General features: G+C 63.9%; 15 protein-coding genes and 1 pseudogene. 10 read left to right on the forward strand and 6 right to left on the reverse strand.

Translation table 11 applies throughout. From position 1 onward, the window contains the following. Positions 1 to 10 precede the first annotated feature (10 nt). The gene (locus ACX3P1_RS00650) at positions 11 to 2,320 is read left to right on the forward strand and encodes a molybdopterin-dependent oxidoreductase (RefSeq protein ID WP_459077594.1); all 2,310 of its coding nucleotides are present in this window, start codon (positions 11 to 13) and stop codon (positions 2,318 to 2,320) included. A gap of 12 nt (positions 2,321 to 2,332) precedes the next feature. Beyond that, a complete protein-coding gene (locus ACX3P1_RS00655) occupies positions 2,333 to 2,902 on the forward strand; it encodes a peroxidase-related enzyme (protein WP_459077595.1) in 570 nt (189 codons plus the stop codon). A gap of 176 nt (positions 2,903 to 3,078) precedes the next feature. On the opposite strand, the gene ACX3P1_RS00660 is transcribed toward ACX3P1_RS00655, so the two are convergent. Continuing rightward, positions 3,079 to 5,361 (reverse strand): NADP-dependent malic enzyme, encoded by a 2,283-nt coding sequence (locus ACX3P1_RS00660; RefSeq protein WP_459077596.1) that lies wholly within the window; start codon positions 5,359 to 5,361, stop codon positions 3,079 to 3,081. Between the two features lie 178 nt (positions 5,362 to 5,539). On the opposite strand from ACX3P1_RS00660, the gene mutS reads away from it, so the two are divergent. The 5 genes and pseudogenes from mutS to ACX3P1_RS00685 all read left to right on the forward strand — a co-directional run bounded on the left by mutS (position 5,540) and on the right by ACX3P1_RS00685 (position 10,401). Then, positions 5,540 to 8,239, forward strand: coding sequence for a DNA mismatch repair protein MutS (gene mutS / locus ACX3P1_RS00665; RefSeq protein ID WP_459077907.1), 2,700 nt, complete (start codon positions 5,540 to 5,542; stop codon positions 8,237 to 8,239). Between the two features lie 52 nt (positions 8,240 to 8,291). Beyond that, a pseudogene (locus ACX3P1_RS00670) lies at positions 8,292 to 8,894 on the forward strand (diaminopimelate dehydrogenase); the annotation flags it as partial. A 43-nt stretch (positions 8,895 to 8,937) separates the two neighbouring features. Then, the gene (locus ACX3P1_RS00675) at positions 8,938 to 9,279 is read left to right on the forward strand and encodes a hypothetical protein (protein ID WP_459077597.1); all 342 of its coding nucleotides are present in this window, start codon (positions 8,938 to 8,940) and stop codon (positions 9,277 to 9,279) included. A gap of 93 nt (positions 9,280 to 9,372) precedes the next feature. Further along, entirely contained in the window at positions 9,373 to 9,837 is a 465-nt protein-coding gene (locus ACX3P1_RS00680; protein ID WP_459077598.1) for a nuclear transport factor 2 family protein, read from the forward strand. A gap of 6 nt (positions 9,838 to 9,843) precedes the next feature. Continuing rightward, complete coding sequence (locus ACX3P1_RS00685) at positions 9,844 to 10,401, forward strand: TetR/AcrR family transcriptional regulator (protein WP_459077599.1); 558 nt, start codon at positions 9,844 to 9,846, stop codon at positions 10,399 to 10,401. 62 nt (positions 10,402 to 10,463) lie between these two features. Here ACX3P1_RS00685 and ACX3P1_RS00690 read toward each other — a convergent pair whose 3' ends face one another. The 3 genes from ACX3P1_RS00690 to ACX3P1_RS00700 are packed head-to-tail and all read right to left on the reverse strand — an operon-like array spanning position 10,464 to position 14,292. Continuing rightward, on the reverse strand, positions 10,464 to 11,297 hold the full coding sequence (locus ACX3P1_RS00690; RefSeq protein WP_459077600.1) for an aldo/keto reductase: 834 nt from the start codon (positions 11,295 to 11,297) through the stop codon (positions 10,464 to 10,466). A 43-nt stretch (positions 11,298 to 11,340) separates the two neighbouring features. Next, positions 11,341 to 11,745 (reverse strand): CopM family metallochaperone, encoded by a 405-nt coding sequence (gene copM / locus ACX3P1_RS00695; RefSeq protein WP_459077601.1) that lies wholly within the window; start codon positions 11,743 to 11,745, stop codon positions 11,341 to 11,343. 36 nt (positions 11,746 to 11,781) lie between these two features. Then, on the reverse strand, positions 11,782 to 14,292 hold the full coding sequence (locus tag ACX3P1_RS00700; protein ID WP_459077602.1) for a heavy metal translocating P-type ATPase: 2,511 nt from the start codon (positions 14,290 to 14,292) through the stop codon (positions 11,782 to 11,784). 153 nt (positions 14,293 to 14,445) lie between these two features. On the opposite strand from ACX3P1_RS00700, the gene ACX3P1_RS00705 reads away from it, so the two are divergent. The 3 genes from ACX3P1_RS00705 (at position 14,446) to murJ (ending at position 19,873) form a co-directional block, all read left to right on the forward strand. After that, positions 14,446 to 15,231 (forward strand): GGDEF domain-containing protein, encoded by a 786-nt coding sequence (locus ACX3P1_RS00705; RefSeq protein ID WP_459077603.1) that lies wholly within the window; start codon positions 14,446 to 14,448, stop codon positions 15,229 to 15,231. Between the two features lie 108 nt (positions 15,232 to 15,339). Further along, on the forward strand, positions 15,340 to 18,120 hold the full coding sequence (locus ACX3P1_RS00710; RefSeq protein ID WP_459077604.1) for a [protein-PII] uridylyltransferase: 2,781 nt from the start codon (positions 15,340 to 15,342) through the stop codon (positions 18,118 to 18,120). Between the two features lie 166 nt (positions 18,121 to 18,286). Next, positions 18,287 to 19,873: a murein biosynthesis integral membrane protein MurJ gene (gene murJ, locus ACX3P1_RS00715; RefSeq protein ID WP_459077605.1), complete on the forward strand. Its 1,587-nt coding sequence runs from the start codon at positions 18,287 to 18,289 to the stop codon at positions 19,871 to 19,873. 36 nt (positions 19,874 to 19,909) lie between these two features. Here the strand turns inward: murJ and ACX3P1_RS00720 are convergent, their stop codons facing one another. Beyond that, on the reverse strand, positions 19,910 to 20,227 hold the full coding sequence (locus tag ACX3P1_RS00720; RefSeq protein ID WP_459077908.1) for a cupredoxin domain-containing protein: 318 nt from the start codon (positions 20,225 to 20,227) through the stop codon (positions 19,910 to 19,912). 15 nt (positions 20,228 to 20,242) lie between these two features. Next, the gene (locus ACX3P1_RS00725) at positions 20,243 to 20,767 is read right to left on the reverse strand and encodes a DUF4142 domain-containing protein (RefSeq protein WP_459077606.1); all 525 of its coding nucleotides are present in this window, start codon (positions 20,765 to 20,767) and stop codon (positions 20,243 to 20,245) included. Positions 20,768 to 20,946: the final 179 nt, after the last annotated feature.

Genomic DNA, 20,946 nt, shown 5'->3' on the forward strand with positions numbered 1-20,946 from the left:
GAACAACGCCATGACCATCCAGCGCTACTCACATTGCAGCCATTGGGGCGCTTACACGATCCTCGTGGAAAACAACGAGATCGTCGGCGTGGAGCCGTTCGAGCACGACCCGGCGCCGTCGCCGATCATCGATTCCGTGCGCGAATGGGCCAAGCCCGATCGCCGCGTGCTGCAGCCGCTGGTGCGGCAGGGATGGCTGGAAGCCCGCGAGAAAAGCGACCGCCGCGGGCGGGGCTCGGAAAAATTCGTGCCCGTGAGCTGGAATGAGGCGACCGACCTCGTTGCCGGCGAAATCCGACGCGTCTCTGGCGCGCATGGCAACGCATCCATCTTCGCCGGTTCCTATGGCTGGGCGAGCTGCGGCCGGTTTCATCATGCTTCCTCTCTCCTGAAGCGCACGCTGAACCTTGCCGGCGGCTATACCGGTCATGTCGACACCTATTCCATCGCCGCCGGACCGGTGATCCTGCGCCATACGCTCGGCAACGAAGACGCCTGCGGCGGGCAGGCCAACACACTGGACACGATTGTCGAACATACCGAAACGCTCGTCGTGTTCGGCGCGCTTGCACCGCGCACGGCGCAGGTCGAGGCCGGCGGTCTTGGCGCCCACTCCCTGGAAGGCCATCTCAAGCAGATGGCGGCGCGCGACATGAAGATCATTCTTGTTTCGCCGCTCAAGGACGATATGCCCGACTGGGCGGGCGCTGAGTGGTGGCCCATCCGCCCGAACACGGACGCCGCCCTGATGCTCGGCCTTGCCGGCGAAATCCTCAAGAACGACCGGCACGACCGCGATTTTCTCGCCCGCTGCACCAGTGGCTCGGAACGCCTGCTCGCCTATCTCGACGGCAGCCTCGACGGCCAGCGCAAGGATGCCGCCTGGGCCGCCCCCATCACCGGCCTTGGCCGCGACGAGATCGCCGCACTGGCTGGCGAACTGGTAAAGACGCGCTCCATGCTGACAGTGAGCTGGAGCCTGCAGCGCGCGCATCACGGGGAACAGCCATTCTGGGCAGCCCTCGGCCTGGCCTCGATCATCGGCCAGATCGGGCTTCCGGGCGGCGGCGTAGGCTATGGCTATGGCTCGCTCGGCGGCGTCGGCGCGCAGATCAATCAGGGCCGCTCGCCCGCGATCCCGCAAGGGGCCAAGCCGATCGACAGCTTCATTCCCGTGGCCCGTATCAGCGACATGCTGCTCAATCCGGGCGACCAGTTCACCTATGAAGGGGCGACCCGCAGCTATCCGGATGTGCGGCTTGTCTATTGGGCCGGCGGAAACCCGTTTCACCATCATCAGGACCTGAACCGTCTCGAAGAAGCGTGGACGCGGCCCGAAACGATCATCGTGCAAGACCCGATGTTCACCGCCACGGCGCAGCGCGCCGACATCGTGCTGCCGGCTTCGACATCGATCGAGCGCAACGACATGGCCGGCAACCGCCGGTCGGATTTCATCATCGCCATGCACAAGGCGATCGATCCGCTGGGCGAAGCGCGCTCCGACTTCGACATCTTCAACGCCATCTCCGAAAAACTCGGCGTCGGCGACGCCTTCAACGAGGGCCGCGACGAGATGGGATGGCTGCGCCATCTCTACGAGATCAGCCGCAGCGACGCACAAACGCGCCTCGACTTCGAAATGCCGGATTTCGAAACCTTCTGGGAAACCGGCTATGCGCGTTGCCCGACCCGCCGGGATCATACCTATCTGGCCGATTTTCGCCGGCTTCCCGAAGAATTCGCTCTCAAAACCGAAAGCGGCAAGATCGTGCTCGGCAGCGAGACGCTGGCGCGCCTCGACTATGCCGATTGCCGCGCCTATCCGTCCTGGATCGAGCCTGCCGAATGGCTGGGCAACGCCAGCGCGCCGAACCAGCTTCACCTCATATCCCACCAGCCGGAGGGCCGGCTTCACAGCCAGCTTGAAACGGGCGACGCCAGCCTGGCCATGAAGCGCAACGGGCGCGAGCTGGCGCGCATCAACCCTGAGGACGCCGCCCGGCTCGACATCGAGGACGGCGCGACGATCCGTATCTGGAACGAACGCGGGGCGACCCTTGCCACCGCCTGGGTCACCGATACGGTGCGCGCCGAGGTAATCGTGCTGCCAACCGGCGCGTGGTTCACCCCCATGGGCAATAGCGGCCTGGAGATGGCCGGCAACCCCAACGTGTTGACGCTCGATATCGGCACCTCGCAATTCGGGCAGGGCTGTTCGGCCCATACCTGTCTCGTCCAGGTGGAGCCCTATGAAGGCGATGCCGGCGACGCCTTCGAAATCTATTCAGAAAAACTGGCCGCGCTCGCGGCCGAATAACGGAGTGACACCATGACAGAACCAGCGATCAGCCGCTTTCCGGTACCCGAGATCAAGGACCTTCCCGACGACATCCGCGAGCGTATCCTGACCGTTCAGGAGAAGTCGGGTTTCGTGCCCAACGTTTTCTTGACGCTTGCTTATCGGCCCGATGAGTTCCGCGCCTTCATGGCCTATCACGACGCGTTGATGGACAAGCCGGGTCCGATCACCAAGGCGGAGCGCGAAATGATCGTGGTTGCCACCAGCAACGCCAACCAATGTCAGTATTGCGTGGTGGCGCATGGGGCGATCCTGCGCGTGCGCGCCAAGGATCCGCTGATTGCCGACCAGATCGCGATCAACTACCGCAAGGCCGACATCACGCCGCGCCAGAGAGCGATGCTCGACTTCGCGATGAAGGTCTCGTTCCAGGCCTACGAGGTTGGAGACGCGGACATGGAGGCCTTGAAGAAGCATGGTTTCAGCGAAGACGACATCTGGGACATCGGTGCAATCTCGGCGTTTTTCGGCATGTCGAACCGGCTCGCGAACGTGACCAGCATGCGCCCCAACAACGAATTCTACACGATGGGGCGCTGAGGACGGCCCCGTAACGCACGTAAATGCCGGCCAAGACCGACGCCAATGTGAGCCCGGTCACTCAATCGTCCACGACGATGATCGGCCAGACGCCCGTAGCGGCGTCGCCCGGAAGCCTGCGCCTGAGCGAAGCGGAGGCTGTCCGGGGTTCGTCCGTGATGCCAGATCGCCTCCCCTCACGTTCCCGCATAGGCAGCGATAGCGGCCATATTGACGATGTCGCTGTCCTTGGCGTTCAAATTCACGATCTGCACCGGCTTGTTGAGGCCGACCAGTAGCGGGCCGATGACGGTCGAGCCGCCGAGTTCCTGAAGCATGCGCGTCGAGATAGAGGCGGAGTGGAAGGCGGGCATCACCAGCACGTTGGCCGGCCCGGTCAGGCGGATGAACGGGTATTGCGCCATGGCGCGCGGGTTCAGCGCCACGTCGGCGGCCATTTCGCCGTCATACTCGAAGTCGACCCGGCGTTTATCCAGGATTTTTACCGCCTCCTGTATTCTCTCCGAGCGTTCGCCCTGCGGATGGCCGAAGGTCGAGTAGGCGAGCATGGCCACGCGCGGCTCATAGCCCATGCGGCGAGCGAAATTGGCGGCTTCCTCGGCTATGTTGGCGATCTGCACGGCGTCCGGCATGTCGTGCACGGCGGTGTCCGCGACGATCACCGTGCGCCCGCGCGCCAACACGATGGAAGCGCCGATGACGGTGTGGCCGGGGCGCGCGTCGATGACGCGGCGGATGTCTTCCAACGCCGTCGAATAGTTGCGGGTGACGCCGGTGACGATGCCGTCGGCGTCGCCCAGCGCCACCATGCAGGCGGCAAAGTGGTTACGGTCGTTGTTGATCAGCCGCTGGCAGTCGCGGAACAGAAAACCCTGGCGCTGCAGGCGCTCGTACAGATAGTCGGTATAGGCCTCGTTGCGGCGCGACAGGCGGGCGTTGATGATCTCGATGCCGGGCTTGTCCAGATCGACGCCGGAATTCCTGGCGTTTTCCTTGATGACCTCGTCGCGGCCGAGCAGGATGGCGGTGCCGAGGCGCTGGTTCACATAGGACACGGCGGCGCGCATGACCTGCTCTTCCTCGCCCTCGGCGAAGACGATGCGCTTGGGCTGGCGACGCACGCGGTCATAGATGCGCTGCAGCGTCGAGGCGATCGGGTCGCGGCGGGCGGACAGTTCCTGCGCGTAGCGGTCGAGGTCGAGGATCGGCTTGCCGGCAACGCCGCTCTCCATTGCCGCCTTGGCGACGGCGACCGGAATGGCCGAGATCAGGCGCGGGTCGAACGGCACCGGGATGATGTAGGTCGGGCCGAATTTCGGCCGGTTGCCCTGATAGGCGGCGGCGACGTCGTCGGGCACGTCCTGGCGGGCGAGATCGGCCAGCGCATGGGCTGCGGCGATCTTCATGGCGTCGTTGATGGTGGTCGCGCGCACGTCGAGCGCGCCGCGAAAGATGTAGGGGAAGCCGAGCACGTTGTTGACCTGGTTCGGATAGTCCGAGCGGCCGGTGGCCATGATGGTGTCGGTGCGCACCTCGGCGACTTCCTCGGGCGTGATTTCCGGGTCCGGGTTGGCCATGGCGAAGATGATCGGGTTTTTGGCCATCGAGCGCAGCATGTCGGGCGTCAGCGCGCCCTTGGCCGACAGGCCGAGGAACACGTCCGCGCCGTCCATGGCGTCGGCTAGCGAGCGCGCCTCGGTCTTCACCGCATGCGCCGACTTCCACTGGTTCATGCCCTCGGTGCGGCCCTGGTAGACCACGCCCTTGGTGTCACACAGCGTGATGTTTTCGGGCGCAAAGCCCATCGCTTTCATCAATTCGATGCAGGCGATGCCGGCGGAGCCCGCGCCGTTGCAGACCATCTTCGTCGTCTTCATGTCGCGGCCGGTGATCTCCAGCGCGTTGATCAGGCCGGCGGCCGAAATGATGGCGGTGCCGTGCTGGTCGTCGTGAAAGACGGGAATGTCCATCAGTTCGCGCAGCTTCTGCTCGATGATGAAGCATTCGGGCGCCTTGATGTCTTCCAGGTTGATGCCGCCGAAGGAAGGCCCGAGATAGCGCACGCAGTTGATGAAGGCGTCGGCGTCCTCGGTGTCGACCTCGAGGTCGATGGCGTCGACATCGGCGAAGCGCTTGAACAGCACCGCCTTGCCTTCCATCACCGGCTTGGAGGCGAGCGCGCCGAGATTGCCCATGCCGAGAATGGCGGTGCCGTTGGAGATGACGGCGACCATGTTGCCGCGCGTGGTGTAGTCGTAGGCGCGGGACGGATCGTCGGCGATGGCCTGCACCGGCACGGCGACACCCGGCGAATAGGCGAGCGACAGGTCGCGTTGCGTCGCCATCGGCTTGGTCGGCACGATTTCCAGCTTGCCCGGCCGGCCCATGGCGTGGAATTCCAGCGCTTCCTCGGCGCTGACGGAGGGGCCCTGCTCGGTGTGCCGGTCTTTGCGTGCCATATTCGTTCTTTCCTCCCGCAGGGGTTCCCACGGTCTGTGCGTTTCGTTGTGGAGTGTTCCCGATTAAGGCTACACTTTGCAAACGTAAACCGCCAAGCCAATGCCACCTGAAATCTTTGGAAACAGTTTCTTGAACGACGAAACCCCGATCCGCACGGATGCCGCACCCGTCACGCCGATGCCAGCCGCCATAGGCGGCGTGACACCCATGATGGAGCAGTTCATTGAGATCAAGGCGGCGAACCCGGATTCGCTGCTGTTCTATCGCATGGGCGATTTCTACGAGTTGTTCTTCGAGGACGCGGAACAGGCGAGTGCGGCACTTGGCATCGTGTTGACCAAGCGCGGCAAGCATCAGGGCAACGACATTCCGATGTGCGGCGTGCCGGTCCATGCCGCCGACGACTATCTGCAGAAGCTGATCGGGCTGGGTTTTCGCGTCGCCGTCTGCGAGCAGATCGAGGACCCGGCCGAAGCGCGCAAGCGCGGCTCCAAATCGGTGGTGCGCCGCGATGTCGTGCGGCTGGTCACGCCCGGCACCATCACCGAGGACAGGCTGCTAGCGCCGTCGGAATCCAGTTTTTTGATGGCGCTGGGACGGGTCAAGGGCGCAAGTGATTCCGCCTTTGCGCTGGCGTGGATCGACATTTCCACCGGCGCGTTCCGCGTGGCCGAAACCACGGCCGAACGCCTGCTCGCCGACATTTTCCGCGTCGATCCGCGCGAGCTGATCGTCGCCGAGCCGGTGTTCTACGACGCCGAACTGAAGCCGGTGTTCGACGTGATCGGCCGCGTCGCCAGCCCGCAGCCACCCAGCCTGTTCGATTCTGCTTCTGCTCCCGCGCGTATCGCGCGTTTCTTCGAAGTGGCGACGCCGGACTCGTTCGGCACCTTTTCCCGCGCCGAGCTTTCGGCCGTGTCGGGCATTATCGCCTATGTCGAGAAGACGCAGAAGGCCGAGCGCCCGCCGCTGTCGCGCCCCGAACGCGAGGAGCAGGGCGCGAGCCTGTTCATCGATCCGGCGACGCGCGCCAATCTGGAACTGCTGCGCACGCTTTCCGGTAGCCGCGAGGGCTCGCTGTTCAAGGCCATCGACCGCACGGTCACCGGTGGCGGCGCACGACTTCTGGCCGACCGGCTGATGGCGCCGCTGACCGATCCGGCGGCGGTTGCGGCGCGTTTGGATTCGGTGTCGTTCTTCCGCGCCGAAGTGCGGCTTTCTCAGGCGGTGCGGCAGGCGCTGAAGGGAGTCGCCGACATGCCGCGCGCGCTGACCCGGCTGGCGCTCAACCGGGGCGGCCCGCGCGATCTGGGTGCGCTACGCGCCGGTTTCGAGGCGGCCCACGCCATCGCCGATATTTTCGCGGATGTGAGCTTGCCGGCGGAACTGACGCAGGCGATGTCCGCGATTGCCGGTCTGCCGGAGGCGCTCGGTCAGCATTTCGCCGAAGCCCTCGGCGATGAACTGCCGCTGCTGAAACGCGATGGCGGCTTCCTGCGCGTCGGCTACCGCGCCGAACTGGACGAGATGCGTTCGCTGGCGACGGAATCGCGAAAGGTTATCGCCGGGCTGGAGCGTGGGCTGATCGACGAGACCGGCATCAAGTCGCTCAAGATTCGGCACAACAATGTGCTCGGCTATTATATCGAGGTGACCGCCAATCACGCCGGGGTCATGATGGGCACCGATGCGGCGCGCGGCAAATTCATCCACCGCCAGACCATGGCCAACGCCATGCGCTTCACCACCACCGAGCTAGCGGAACTGGAAACCAAGATCGCCAATGCCGCCGACCGCGCGCTGGCCATCGAATTGGCCGTCTTTGAGGCGCTGGTCAAGGAAGCGGTCATCGAGGCGGAAAAGATCCGCGCCGGCTCCGAAGCCTTGGCCGTGATCGACGTTTCGGCGGCGCTGGCGCTGTTGTCGGAAAGCGAAAACTGGTGCCGGCCGCTGGTCGATTTCAGCCTCGCCTTCGAGATCGTCGGCGGCCGTCATCCGGTAGTCGAGCAGGCGCTGCGCCGCGCCGCCGAAGGGCCTTTTGTCGCCAATGATTGCGACCTGTCACCGGAAGGCGATGCCCAGGGGGGTAGGGGGGCCGGCGCGATCTGGCTGCTGACCGGTCCGAACATGGGCGGTAAGTCGACCTTCCTGCGTCAGAACGCGCTGATCGCTATCCTCGCCCAGACCGGTTCCTACGTGCCGGCGACGAGCGCCCATATCGGCGTGGTTGACCGGCTATTTTCGCGTGTCGGCGCTTCCGACGACCTGGCGCGCGGACGCTCGACCTTCATGGTCGAAATGGTCGAGACGGCGGCGATCCTCAACCAGGCCGGCGAACGCGCATTGGTCATATTGGACGAGATCGGTCGCGGCACCGCGACCTATGACGGCTTGTCCATCGCCTGGGCGGCGGTGGAATACCTGCATGAGAAGAACCGCTGCCGCGCGGTTTTCGCCACGCATTTCCACGAAATGACGGCGCTGGCGGGAAAGCTGTCGCGCCTGCACAATGTCACCATGCGGGTCAAGGAATGGGAGGGCGACGTGGTCTTCCTGCACGAGATCGGCAAGGGCGCCGCCGACCGTTCCTACGGCGTACAGGTGGCCCGCCTTGCCGGCCTGCCCGAAGCGGTGGTTTCCCGCGCCAAGGAGGTGCTGCACCAGCTCGAGGAAGGCGAGGTTTCGGGCAAGACCGACCGGCTGGTGGATGACTTGCCGTTGTTTTCGATAGCGGCCAAGCGCGAGGCCCCAAGGTCCGCCAGCCCGGTCAAGAACGATGCGGTGGGCGAGGCGCTCGGCTCGCTCAATCTTGACGAGATGACGCCGCGCGAAGCGCTGGAAGCGCTCTACCGCCTGAAGGGCTTGGCCGGGCAGTAATTTTCGTCATCAAGAAATTATCGAAAAAACAAGCAGGAAGGGGGCAGTCATCATGGCTGAACGGATCAGGATTGGCATCGCCGGCCATGGCAATCTCGGGCGCGGCGTCGAGGCGGCCATCGACAAGAATTCTGACATGCAGCTTGTCGGCATCTACAGCCGCCGCCCGCCGGAACAGCTGAAACCCTTGCAGTCCGCCACGCCGGTCTTCGGCATGGAGGCGCTGCAAAACCATACCGATCGGATCGACGTGCTGATCCTGTGCGGCGGCTCCAAGGAAGATTTGCCTGTGCAGGGCGCGCAATTCGCCGCGCTGTTCAACACCGTCGACAGTTTCGATACGCATGCCCGCATTCCCGAGCATTTCGCCGCCGTGGATGCACCGGCCCGCGCCAACAACAAGACGGCGCTGATCTCGGCGGGCTGGGACCCCGGCATGTTTTCCATCAACCGCGTCATGAGCGAGGCGCTGCTGCCGGATGGCCAGACCGATACGTTCTGGGGCGACGGCTTGAGCCAGGGCCATTCGGATGCCGTTCGCCGCGTGCCGGGCGTTGCCGGGGCGGTGCAGTATACGCGGCCAATTCAGGAGGCCGTGGACCGGGTGCACAGCGCTTCCCGCCCGCCGCTTTCGACGCGCGAAAAACACCGGCGCGAATGCTTTGTCGTGTTGCAGGAGGGGTACCGACGCCGAGGCGGTGCGCAAGACCATCGTCACCATGCCGCATTATTTCGACGAGTACGACACGGTGGTGAACTTCATCAGCGCGGAAGAGCTGGCCCGCGACCATCAGGCGATGGTGCATGGCGGTTTCGTCATCCGCAGCGGCAATACCTCGGCCAAGAATGCCCAAGTGATCGAATACGGCCTCAAGCTGGACAGCAACCCCGAATTCACCTCTAGCGTGCTGGTGGCCTACGCCCGCGCCGTGCACCGCATGCATTCGATGGACCAGTATGGCGCGAAAACCGTGTTCGACGTGCCGCCGGGCCTGCTGTCGGCAAAGAGCGCCGAGCAATTGCGAGCCGAGCAACTATAAGCCCACGGAAATCCCGTTGACGATAATTGTACCGAGCGGTACAAATGCGCCGTCGACCGCGCCGCGGCCATAAATGATGGAGCATTAAAGATCATGAGCCGCCCGCCTCTGCCGCCCTTTACCGCTGAATCCGCCGCGCAAAAGGCACGGCTGGCCGAAGATGCCTGGAACGGGCGCGACCCGGAAAAGGTGGCGTCCGGCTACACCGAGGACAGTGTGTGGCGAAACCGGGCCGAGTTCGTCATCGGCCGGGCTGAGATTATCGGGCTTCTGCGCCGCAAATGGGTGCGCGAGCTGGACTACCGCCTGATCAAGGAAGTGTGGAGTTCGCATGAAAACCGCATCGCCATCCGCTTCGCCTATGAGTGGCACGACGATGGCGGCCACTGGTTCCGCTCCTACGGCAACGAGAACTGGGAATTCAACGGCGAAGGCCTGATGTACCGGCGGCATGCCAGCATCAACGACCTCCCGATCAAGGAAAGCGAGCGCAGGTTTTTCTGGCCGCTCGGGCGTCGCCCGGACGACCATCCCGGCCTGTCCGAGCTTGGCCTGTAGGAGCGCATGCGCAGGATCGCACCCGACACTGAAAGCTTACTGGCCGTCATCGCCGAGGTGTTTCGCGAGCATGGCTATGAGGGCGCCAGCCTGGCGCGGATCGGCCAGGCGACGGGGCTCGGCAAGGGCAGCCTCTACAACTTCTTTCCCGGCGGGAAGGAAGAAATGGCGGCCGGCGTACTTGCCCACATCGCCGCATGGTTCGAGGAAAACGTGTTTGCGCCGTTGCGCGATGAGCGCGAGCCGCGAGACGGTATCGGCCGGATGCTGGACGCCACCGACCTTTATTTCCAGTCCGGTGGCCGCGTTTGTCTGGTCGGGGCCTTCGCGCTGGACGATTCCCGGAACCGGTTCGTTTCCGAAATAAAATCCTATTTTGGCGATTGGGTCGCCCATCTGGCGGGTGCCCTGCAACGCGCCGGGCACGGAAAGCCGGAAGCCGACCAGCTTGCCGAAGACACAGTCGCCGCCATCCAGGGTGCGCTGACGCTATCTCGCGCTTTTGACGACACCGCCGTGTTTTCGCGCGCGCTTGCGCGGGCTAGGCTGCGGCTGGCTACCTGACCGTCGCTTTGTTGGAGCATGATCTTATCCGAAAACCGGTTCCCACTTTTTCGGGATCATGCTCAGATCATCTCCAGCGGCTCTTTTCGTCGCGGCGGCGGGAAGGCGCGGTCGAGTTCGGCAAGGTCTTCGGCTGTAAGTAAAAGATCCTGCGCGGCGATGTTCTGGCGGATATGCTCCGGGCGGCTGGCTTTCGGGATGGCGATGACGCCCGGTTGCGCCATGGTCCAGGCCAGCGCGATCTGCGCCGGCGTCGCTTCATGGCGCGCGGCGATGGCGTCGAGTTTTTGGTTGTGCGCCAGCTTTCCCCGTTCGACCGGCGAATAGGCCATGATCGGCATGCCACGCTGCCGGCACCAGGGCGAAAGGTCGAATTCCGGCCCGCGCCGGGAAAGATTGTAGAGCACCTGGTTGGCCTGGCAGATATCGCCGGCGGGAACCGAGGTAAGCTCTTCCATGTCGTCGGTGTCGAAATTGGAAACGCCCCAATGGCGGATTTTGCCGGTGGCCTTCAGCGCTTCGAACGCCTCGACGGTTTCATCCAGCGGCACGCCGCCGCGCCAATGCAGCAGGTAGAGATCGATGCGGTCGGTGCGCAGCCGCTTCAGGCTACGCTCGCAGGCGGCGATGGTCCCCGAACGCGAGGCGTTGGAGGGCAGCACTTTCGAGACGACGAACACAGCATCGCGGCGGCCAGCGATCGCCTCGCCCACCACGGATTCGGCATTGCCGTACATTTCGGCCGTGTCGATCAACGTAGCACCCAGATCGAGGCCCAGCCTCAAGGCATCCGCTTCCGCCGAGGCGTGGCGGGAATCCTCGCCCATCTTCCAGGTTCCGAGGCCGAATACGGGAATAGTCTCGGCCGAGGGCATGGTGGTCGTTCTGGTCGGCATGGCGCTCTCCTCGAATCGGTTGCTTGACTCGGCTGCGATCAGTCTACTTCGCCGGGTGCGCGGCGAGCCAGTTTTCCATTTCCGCGATTTCTTTTTCCTGCGCTGTGATCACGGCTTCGGCCAGTTTGCGCATTTCCGGGTCCTTGCCATATTCGAGCAGCATCTTGGCCATGTCGATGGCCGCCTGGTGATGCGGGATCATGCCGCGAACGAAATCGACATCGGCGTCGCCGGTATATTTTTGCGCCGACATCTCGCGATGCATCTTGTCCATCGCCGCCTTGTAGCCGGTTTCGGCGGCCCCGGATGAAGCAGCCATCGCACCCATGTCATGTGTGCTCATGTCGTGCTTCATTTCTTCGGCATGGACCGGACTTGCGGCGAACTGCAAGGCGAGCAGCATCGTCGCGGCGGCGGGTGCAAGCATGATTTTGCGGATCGGATGCATGAGGGTTCTCCTTTGGAATCTATCTGGAGGCGTGGTTCAGAGTTTCAATGTCCTGAGCCGTAGCGCATTGGCGATGACCGACACCGACGACAGGCTCATCGCCGCCGCCGCCAGCATCGGCGACAACAACATGCCGGTGAGCGGATAGAGCACGCCGGCCGCGACAGGCACGCCGAGCGCGTTGTAGAGGAAGGCGAAGAACAGGTTCTGGCGAATATTGCCGATCGTCGCCTGCGCCAGTTTTCTCGCGCGTACAATGCCGTTCAGGTCACCCTTGACCAGCGTGATGCCGGCGCTTTCCATCGCGACATCGGCGCCTGTACCCATGGCGATGCCGACATCGGCCGTGCTGAGCGCCGGCGCGTCGTTGACGCCGTCGCCGGCCATGGCCACCACCGAGCCGCGAGCGCGAAGCTCTTCGATCAAAGCGGCCTTCGCCTCGGGCAGCAGCCCGGCGCGAACCCGGTCGATGCCCAGTTTTTTGGCGATGGCGAGGGCCGTGTTCTCATTGTCGCCGGTCGCCATGATGATGGTGAGGCCCTGCGCGTGCAGCGCCTTGATCGCCTCGACGGTGGTTGCCTTGATCGGATCGGCGACGGCGACGAGACCAGCGATCTTGCCGTCGACGGCGACGAACATCGCTGTTCTGCCCTCGCCTTGCAAGGCTTCGGCGCGTTCGGTGAGGCGGGAGAAATCGACGCCCAGATCGGTCATCATGGCGGCGTTGCCGAGTGCCGCCTTGCGGCCCGAAACCGTGCCGGCAACGCCCTTGCCGGTGACGGCCTCGAAATCGCTGACCTCGCTGGCTGTCGCGCCGCGCTCCTTCGCACCCTCGATAATGGCTTCGGCCAGCGGATGCTCCGAGCCTTTTTCGAGACTGGCGGCGAGTGTGAGAAGTTCACCCTCGGAAAAGCCCTCGGCAGGCACCACGTCGGTCAGCTTCGGCCGGCCTTCCGTCAGCGTGCCGGTCTTGTCGACGATCAGTGTATCGACGGCGGCGAAACGCTCGAGTGCCGCCGCTTCCTTGATCAGCACGCCGGCCTGCGCGCCGCGTCCGGTGGCGGTCATGATCGACATCGGCGTCGCCAGCCCCAGTGCGCACGGGCAGGCGATGATCAGCACCGACACCGCCGAGACGATGGCATAGACCAAGCTAGGCTCCGGCCCGAACAGCGACCAGGCGACGAAGGCGACGATGGCGACCAACACCACGGCCGGCACGAAAAAGAACGAAACGCGGTCGGCGAGCCCCTGGATCGGCGCGCGCGAACGCTGCGCCTTGGCGACCAGTTCGACAATGCGCGCAAGGGTCGTTTCGGAGCCGATTCGCTCAGTGCGCATGACCAGCGTGCCGTTGCGGTTCATCGTGCCGCCGGTGAGCGCATCGCCCTGCACCTTCTCCACCGGCAGCGGCTCGCCGGTAATCATGGATTCGTCGATCGACGAACGGCCTTCCTCGACGGTGCCGTCGACGGGCACGGCCTCGCCGGGGCGGATGCGCAGAAGATCGCCTTCATGTATGCTGTCCAGCGGCACGTCGGTCTCGCTGCCGTCTGCCCCAATGCGGCGCGCGGTCTTCGGCGCGAGGTCGAGCAAGGCGCGGATGGCCGAACCGGTCTTTTCACGGGCGCGCAGTTCCAGCACCTGGCCGAGGAAAACCAGCGCGATGATGACAGCGGCGGCCTCGAAATAGACCGGTACGGTGCCGCCATGGCCGCGGAACGCATGCGGGAAGATGTCCGGAAACAGCGTGGCAATGACGCTGTAGAGATAGGCGGCCCCGACGCCCAGCGAGATCAGCGTCCACATATTGGGGCTGCGGTTGAGGATCGAGGCCCAGCCGCGCTTGAAGAACGGGAATGCCGCCCACAGCACAACGGGCGTTGCCAGCACGAACTCGACCCAGATGGCGGCGGGCTCGCCCAGCCATGAGCGGAAGAACGGCAGGCCGACCATCGGCCCCATGGTCAGCAGAAGCAGCGGCACCGACAGCACCGTGCTTACCCAGAAGCGGCGCGAAAAATCGACCAGTTCGGGGTTCGGGCCTTCGTCGCCGGTCGGCACTCCCATAGGCTCCAGCGCCATGCCGCAGATCGGGCAATCGCCGGGCTTGTCGCGAACGATCTCGGGGTGCATCGGGCAGGTGTATTGCGTGCCCTTCGGCATAGGTGCGGGCGCTGGCCGGTCGCCCAGATATTTCTCCGGGTCGGCCTCGAATTTTTGCAGGCAGCCGGCCGAGCAGAAATAGAATTGATCGCCATCGTGGCGCGAAAAATGCTTTGCGCTGGCGCGGTCCACATTCATGCCGCAGACCGGGTCCTTCGCGGTCAGGTAGTTTTCCGGATGCGCGACGAATTTGGTCCGGCAGCTTTCGCTGCAGAAATGGAGTTGTCTGCCGTCATGTTCTGCGGTCGGCTTGCCGGCAGCGGGATCGACGGTCATGCCGCAGACCGGGTCGCGGACGAAGGCATCCGTAGCCGTCGAAGCCGCATGGCCGGAGCAGCAGGAACTGCCTGCCTGATGCCGGTGATGATCGTGATTCGCCATGGAAGATGCTCCAGAACAGTCGTGAATTTCGAGGTCAACCCAAAGGTAGGGCTTCCAGCAACTGGAAGGTCAAGGGCCGATTTCGCCTGATCGCTAAAATCCTAATCGATCTCCTAAACCATGCTTCACGATCCGGCATTAGGGTTGCGCGTCATGAGCGGGCGCACGAAACGTATCCTTGCAAGAACCTTGCTTGCCATCATCCCGGCGGTGGTGGCGACGTTCGCGATTTCCTTTTCGCTGCGCTGGGCGCTGGGCATGTCGATCGACTGGCTGAGTTGGGTCGAATGCGCGGCAATCCCCGTCATCGTTGGCACGCCGATCGGCATTTTCATCTTCTGGCAGGGCGAAAAGCTGCAGAGCGCGCATGAGCGGCTGGAGCGCACCTATCAGGAAATGCGCCGGGCGCACGACCGGCTGGCGCATATGGCCAGCCATGACCAGATGACGGATATGCTCAACCGCGAAGGCTTCATGCGAGAGGCTGCGCCGTTCCATACTGGCAATAGCGGGCATTACCTGCTGATCGTCGATGCCGACCACTTCAAGCGGATCAACGATCTCCACGGCCATTCGAAAGGCGACGAGGCGCTGATGAAGATAGCCCGCGCGCTGCGCTATGCGACGCGCGGCAAGGACATTGTTGGGCGTATCGGCGGCGAGGAGTTCGCCATCCTGCTGATCTCGGTGGGCGCGCAAGAGGCGGAACGGATGGCCGAATTGATCCGACGCCAGGTGCAGGAAATCCCCTGGCAGGCGGACGACCCCTCTGGCCGAGGCCTGACCGTCAGCATCGGCGGCGCGGCAGTACGGCGCACGGCCGGCGGCCTCGCCGACACGCTTCAGGAAGCCGATCGCTGCCTCTATGAAGCCAAGCGGCTTGGCCGCAATCGCGTCATCTTCGACCATATGGAGACCGTATCGACGGCCGCCGCCTGAAAATCGGTGCCGGGCAGAACCGGCACCAACGGGTGCTCAGGCCCATACCCATGGGCTGGAAAACAGGCTATAGACGCCGCCGAAACAGGTGGATTGCCTTCGGCGCAGATGACGAAAATATCCCTGAAGCTTGGTGAACTGATCGACGGCAAGGCGCTGCGCTGGGACTTGGCCGCGTTGTCCCCGGCGGGCATGCCGGAAGCCGGGGCGCGCGCGGCTGTGCTGCAATGCCTGAAGGAGTGCAAGGCCGAGGCGTTCGCCAAAGCCGAGGCAATGCTGAAGGCGGACGGCAGCGGCACCGCCTGCGCGATGCGGCTTTCCCATGTCATGGACGAGATCATCCAGGCGCTCTACGATTTCGCGCTTGCCGGCTGTGAAAAGCCGGCAAAAGCGGAGCGCATGGCCATCGTCGCCGTCGGCGGCTATGGCCGCGGCACGCTGGCGCCCGGTTCCGACATCGACCTTTTGTTCCTGCTCCCGGCCAGGCAGACGCCCTGGGTCGCCCGGATCGCCGAGACGATGCTCTATCTTTTGTGGGACATGGGGCTGAAGGTCGGCCACGCCACCCGCACCGTCGAAGAATGCCTAAAGCATTCGCGCGAGGACATCACCGTGCGCACGGCGGTGCTGGAAGCACGCTTCGTCTGTGGCGACGAGCCGCTTTACGCGCAACTGGTACACCGCTTCGACCACGATCTGGTGCGCACGACCGGACCCGAATATGTGCAGGCCAAGCTGGCCGAGCGCGACGCTCGCCATGCCAAGGCCGGCGAGAGCCGCTATCTGGTCGAGCCGAACGTCAAGGACGGCAAGGGCGGCTTGCGCGACCTGAACACGCTGTTCTGGATCGGAAAATATTTCTACCGGGTGCGCACCGGCGAGGAGCTTGTCGACAAGGCGGTGTTCACGCAAGGCGAATACAACCAGTTCCACAAGGCGGAAGATTTCCTGTGGGCGGTGCGCTGCCACATGCACTTTCTTACCGGCAAGGCGGAAGAGCGGCTGCATTTCGACATCCAGCGCGAGATCGCCGAGCGGCTGGGCTACACCAGCCATCCCGGCCTGTCGGCCGTGGAGCGCTTCATGAAGCACTACTTCCTCGTCGCCAAGGATGTCGGCGACCTCACGCGCATTTTCTGCGCCGCGCTGGAAGAGGAGCAAGCCAAGCATGTGCCGGGCTTCGACCGCATTTTTCCAGGCTTTTCGCGGCGCAAGCGCAAGCTGGCGGGCACCAGCGACTTCATCATCGACAACCAGCGCCTCAACGTCGCCGACGAGCAGGCTTTCGAGCGCGATCCGGTCAACCTGATCCGGCTGTTCTGGTTCGCCGACAAGCACGCGCTGGAATTCCACCCCAACGCGCTCAAGCTGCTTACCCGCTCGCTCGGGCTGGTGGACAAGACGCTGCGGCGCAATCCCGAGGCCAACCAGCTTTTCCTCGATATCGTGACGTCGGACCGCTACGCGGAACTCAATTTGCGGCGCATGAACGAAGCCGGGCTGCTGGGCAAGCTCATTCCGGATTTCGGCAAGATCGTCGCCATGATGCAGTTTTCCATGTACCATCACTATACGGTGGACGAGCATCTCATCCGCTGCATCGGGGTGCTGGCCGAGATCGAGCGCGGCGACGACGCCAAGGTCCATCCTTTGTCGCATTCGCTGATGCCCGGCCTGAAGAAAAGCCGCGACGCGCTTTATGTCGCCGTGCTGCTGCATGACGTCGCCAAGGGCCGTCCAGAAGACCATTCGGTCGCCGGTGCCCGAATAGCGCGTCGCATCTGCCCGCATATGGGCCTTTCGGCCTCCGATACCGCAACCGTGGCCTGGCTGGTCGAGAATCATCTCGTCATGTCGATGACGGCGCAGACGCGCGACCTCAACGACCGCAAGACGATCGAGGACTTCGCCTCGGTGGTGCAGTCGGTGGAACGGCTGAAGCTGCTTTTGATCCTGACCGTGTGCGACATACGCGGCGTCGGACCGGGCGTCTGGAACGGCTGGAAGGGGCAATTGCTGCGCAATCTCTATTTCGAGACGGAACTGCTGTTGACCGGCGGCTTTTCCGAGATGTCGCGCGCCGACCGCACCATTGCCGCGCGCGACAGCCTCAAGGCGGCGCTCGGCCTCTGGCCGGTCGAGGCGCGGGAGCGCTATGCCGCCCAGCATTACGAGAACTATCTGCTGACCGTCGATCTCCCCGATCAGGTCCGCCACGCCGAATTCGTGCGCGAGGCGGACATGGCCAGGAAAAACTTTGCCACCATGGTCAAGCCGCACGAATTCGAGGCCGTCACCGAGATTACCGTGCTGGCGCAGGATCATCCGCGGTTGCTGTCGGTTATTGCAGGCGCGTGTGCGGGGGCAGGCGGCAACATCGTCGATGCGCAGATTTTCACGACGTCCGACGGGCGCGCCCTCGATACCATCCTGATCTCGCGCGAATTCGATCGGGACGAGGACGAACGGCGGCGCGCCGAGCGGGTCGGCCGTCTGATCGAGGACGTGCTTTCGGGTAAAAGCTGGCTGCCCGAGATGATCGAGAAACGCACCAGGCCGAAGCGCGGCGCAAAGGTGTTCCGCATTCCGCCGCGCGCCGAAATCCGCAACGCGCTATCGAACCGGTTTTCGGTCATCGAGGTGAAGGGGCTGGACCGCCCCGGCCTTCTCTCGGAAATCACCGGCGCCCTGTCCGACCTGTCGCTCGACATCGCCTCGGCCCACATCACCACCTTCGGCGAAAAGGTGATCGATACGTTCTACGTCACCGACCTGACCGGGCAGAAGGTGGAGAACCCCGCCCGGATAGACGGCATCCGCGCCCGGCTGATCGCGGTGCTGGAAGGTTCTGCACCTGAGCGCAACCAGACGGCGGCGGCGGCCGAATGACAGTGCGTCCTTCGAGGCTCGCCCGCCTGACTCTGCGCAGGACCGTAGACCAGGGTGCAGGCTCGCACCTCAGGATGAGGAAGCTTTGTGCTCCTCGCGATCAAACGAAGCACACTGACAGTCCTCATCCTAAGGAGCGAGTAAAGCGAGCCTCGAAGGACGCATCATGAGCCTCGTAAAAAAATTCGCGACCGTCGCTTCCGGCACGCTGATGAGCCGCATTCTGGGCTTCACGCGTGAAATGCTGATGGCGGCGGCGCTTGGCACCGGGCCGGTGGCGGACGCCTTTTATGCCGCGTTCCAGTTCCCCAACACGTTCCGGCGGCTGTTTGCGGAGGGAGCGTTCAACACCGCCTTCGTGCCGCTGTTCGCCAAGGAGATAGAAGCGGGCGGCACCGACGGCGCAAAGCGCTTCTCCGAGGAAGTGTTCGGCGTGTTGTTCACCGTGCTGCTTGCCATCACCATCGTCATGGAACTGGCAATGCCGCTTCTGGTCAGCACCATCATCGCGCCGGGCTTTGCCAGCGATCCGCAGAAATACGACCTGACCGTGGCGCTGGCCACCATCATGTTCCCCTATCTGGTGTGCATGTCACTGGGGGCGATGATGGCCGGCATGCTGAACTCGCTGCGCCGCTATTTCGCCGCCGCGATTGCGCCCATCTTCCTTAATGTCATCCTGATCGGCGTACTGTATTACGCCTGGCGCATCGGCGCCGATGGGCTGACGGTCGGCCACGCCATGGCCTGGGGCGTGCTGGCGGCGGGCATCGTGCAACTGGCGATCGTGTGGATCGCGGTGCGCTATGCCGGCATTTCGATCGGCTTTCGCCGCCCGCGCATGACGCCGAACGTCAAGCGCCTGCTGTGGCTTGCCTTGCCTGCGGCGGTCACCGGCGGCATCACCCAGATCAACCAGTTGATCGGCACGGCCATCGCCTCGACGCAGGCAAGCGCGGTTTCGTCGCTGGCGCTGGCCGACCGTGTCTATCAGTTGCCGCTCGGCGTCGTCGGCATCGCCGTGGCCATCGTGCTTTTACCGGAACTGTCGCGCGCGCTGAAGGCCGGAAATCTGGTCGAGGCCTCCAATATGCAGAACCGCTCGGTCGAGTTCACGCTGTTCCTGACGCTGCCGGCTGCGGCCGCGCTACTTGTCGTTTCCGAGCCGATCGTGCGCCTGCTTTACGAGCGCGGCGCTTTCGCCGCCAGCGGCTCGACGCCGACTGTTGCCGCCATCTTGGCGATCTTCGGGCTGGGCCTGCCGGCCTTCGTGCTCATCAAGGCGTTCATGCCGGGTTATTTTGCCCGCGAGGACACCAAGACACCGATGATCTTCGCCGCGATTTCCGTGGCGGTGAACGTTGCCGCCGCATTGACGCTGTTTCCATCCATGGGCGCGCCGGGCATTGCCGTTGCCTCGGCCGCCGCCGGCTGGGTCAATGCGCTGCTGCTGCTCGGCGTGCTGATCCGGCGTGGCCACTGGGGCCGTGACGCCGGCCTGATGAAGCGCATCCCACGGTTGGTTCTTGCCGCGGCGGTGATGGCCGCGGCGCTTTATTTCGGCGCTGAACGGCTGGCGCCCGAACTGGCGTCATCGGCGCCGCTTATGACCAAGGGCGTGACCTTGATGCTTCTGCTGGGCGCGGGCGCACTCATCTATTTCGTGCTGGCTTTCGCGATCGGCGGGGCCGATCTCGGCATGCTCCGCCGCAGTCTCGCGCGCGGCGGCAAAGCCGGGGCGGGTACAAAATAAGGCGGTGCTGCCGGCACATGACCGCCGGAAGGCACGCTACTTTGCCGACACCGTGATGGTGCCCTTCATATTGGGGTGGAAGCGGCAGATATAGGCGATGATTCCGGGCTTATCCATGACCATGCTGCCGGATTTCTTCACCGGCAACATGACCTCCCAGCCACCCTTCACGGTCGCGGTATGAGCGAAACTATCCTTGTTCACCCATTCGATGGTGTCACCGACCTTGGCACTGATATCGGCCGGTGAAAACGCCATCTTGTCGACCGTCACCGTAATCGTCTCGGCCTGCGCCGATCCGATACCGCCGGCCAGTATGGCCAGCGATAGCACCAGAAGACGTCGTTTCGTCATCATGATCGCGTGGCCTTACTTGAGGCCGGCCGCAACCATTTCGGCATGCTGCTGGTGGCCCTGGAAGATTTTCAGGCCGGTTTCGAGCAGGCTCTTCAGTTCGGCATTCTGCGCCGACGGGATCAGCACCGTTTCGAGCGCGCCGTTGACCTGCTTGTGATAGGCCACTTCGTTGTCGACATAGGCCTTGTCGAAGGCCGCGCCGTTGAGTTTTTCAAGCTTGGCCTTTTCTGCGGTGATCTCGTCGGTCAGCGCCTTGCTGGTGGCGTTGTCCTCGGGCGTGACATTGAGTTTCTTGACGAGGTCGAGCGCCTGCACGTTCACCGCTTCATGGTCGCGCACCATGTCATTGGCAAAGCCGACGACATCCTTGTTCTGTGACTTGGAAATGGCGAGCTTGGCCAGGTCGACGTCGAGGGCGCCGGCCGTGTAGGCGATGTGGGCGATCTGCGGGTCCGTGGGCTTGTCGGCGGCCTGCGCGAAGCCGGCGGTACCGACCATCAGGACAGCGATGAGTGCCGCTTGCAGTTTGTGGATCATGGGATGAACTCCTTTTCGTGGCGCAGCAGGGTGTGCGCGGTTCAGACACCCATTGGATGCCGCAGGCTGCGAAGCGTTCCCGCACTCATCACGAATCCCGCCCAAGCGGTTTGCGAACCGAAACACCGTTTGCGAAACCGAAACGCCGGCCCTTGATCGCCGACGCCGGCTGATCCATA

Source organism: Mesorhizobium sp. A623 (assembly GCF_054489405.1).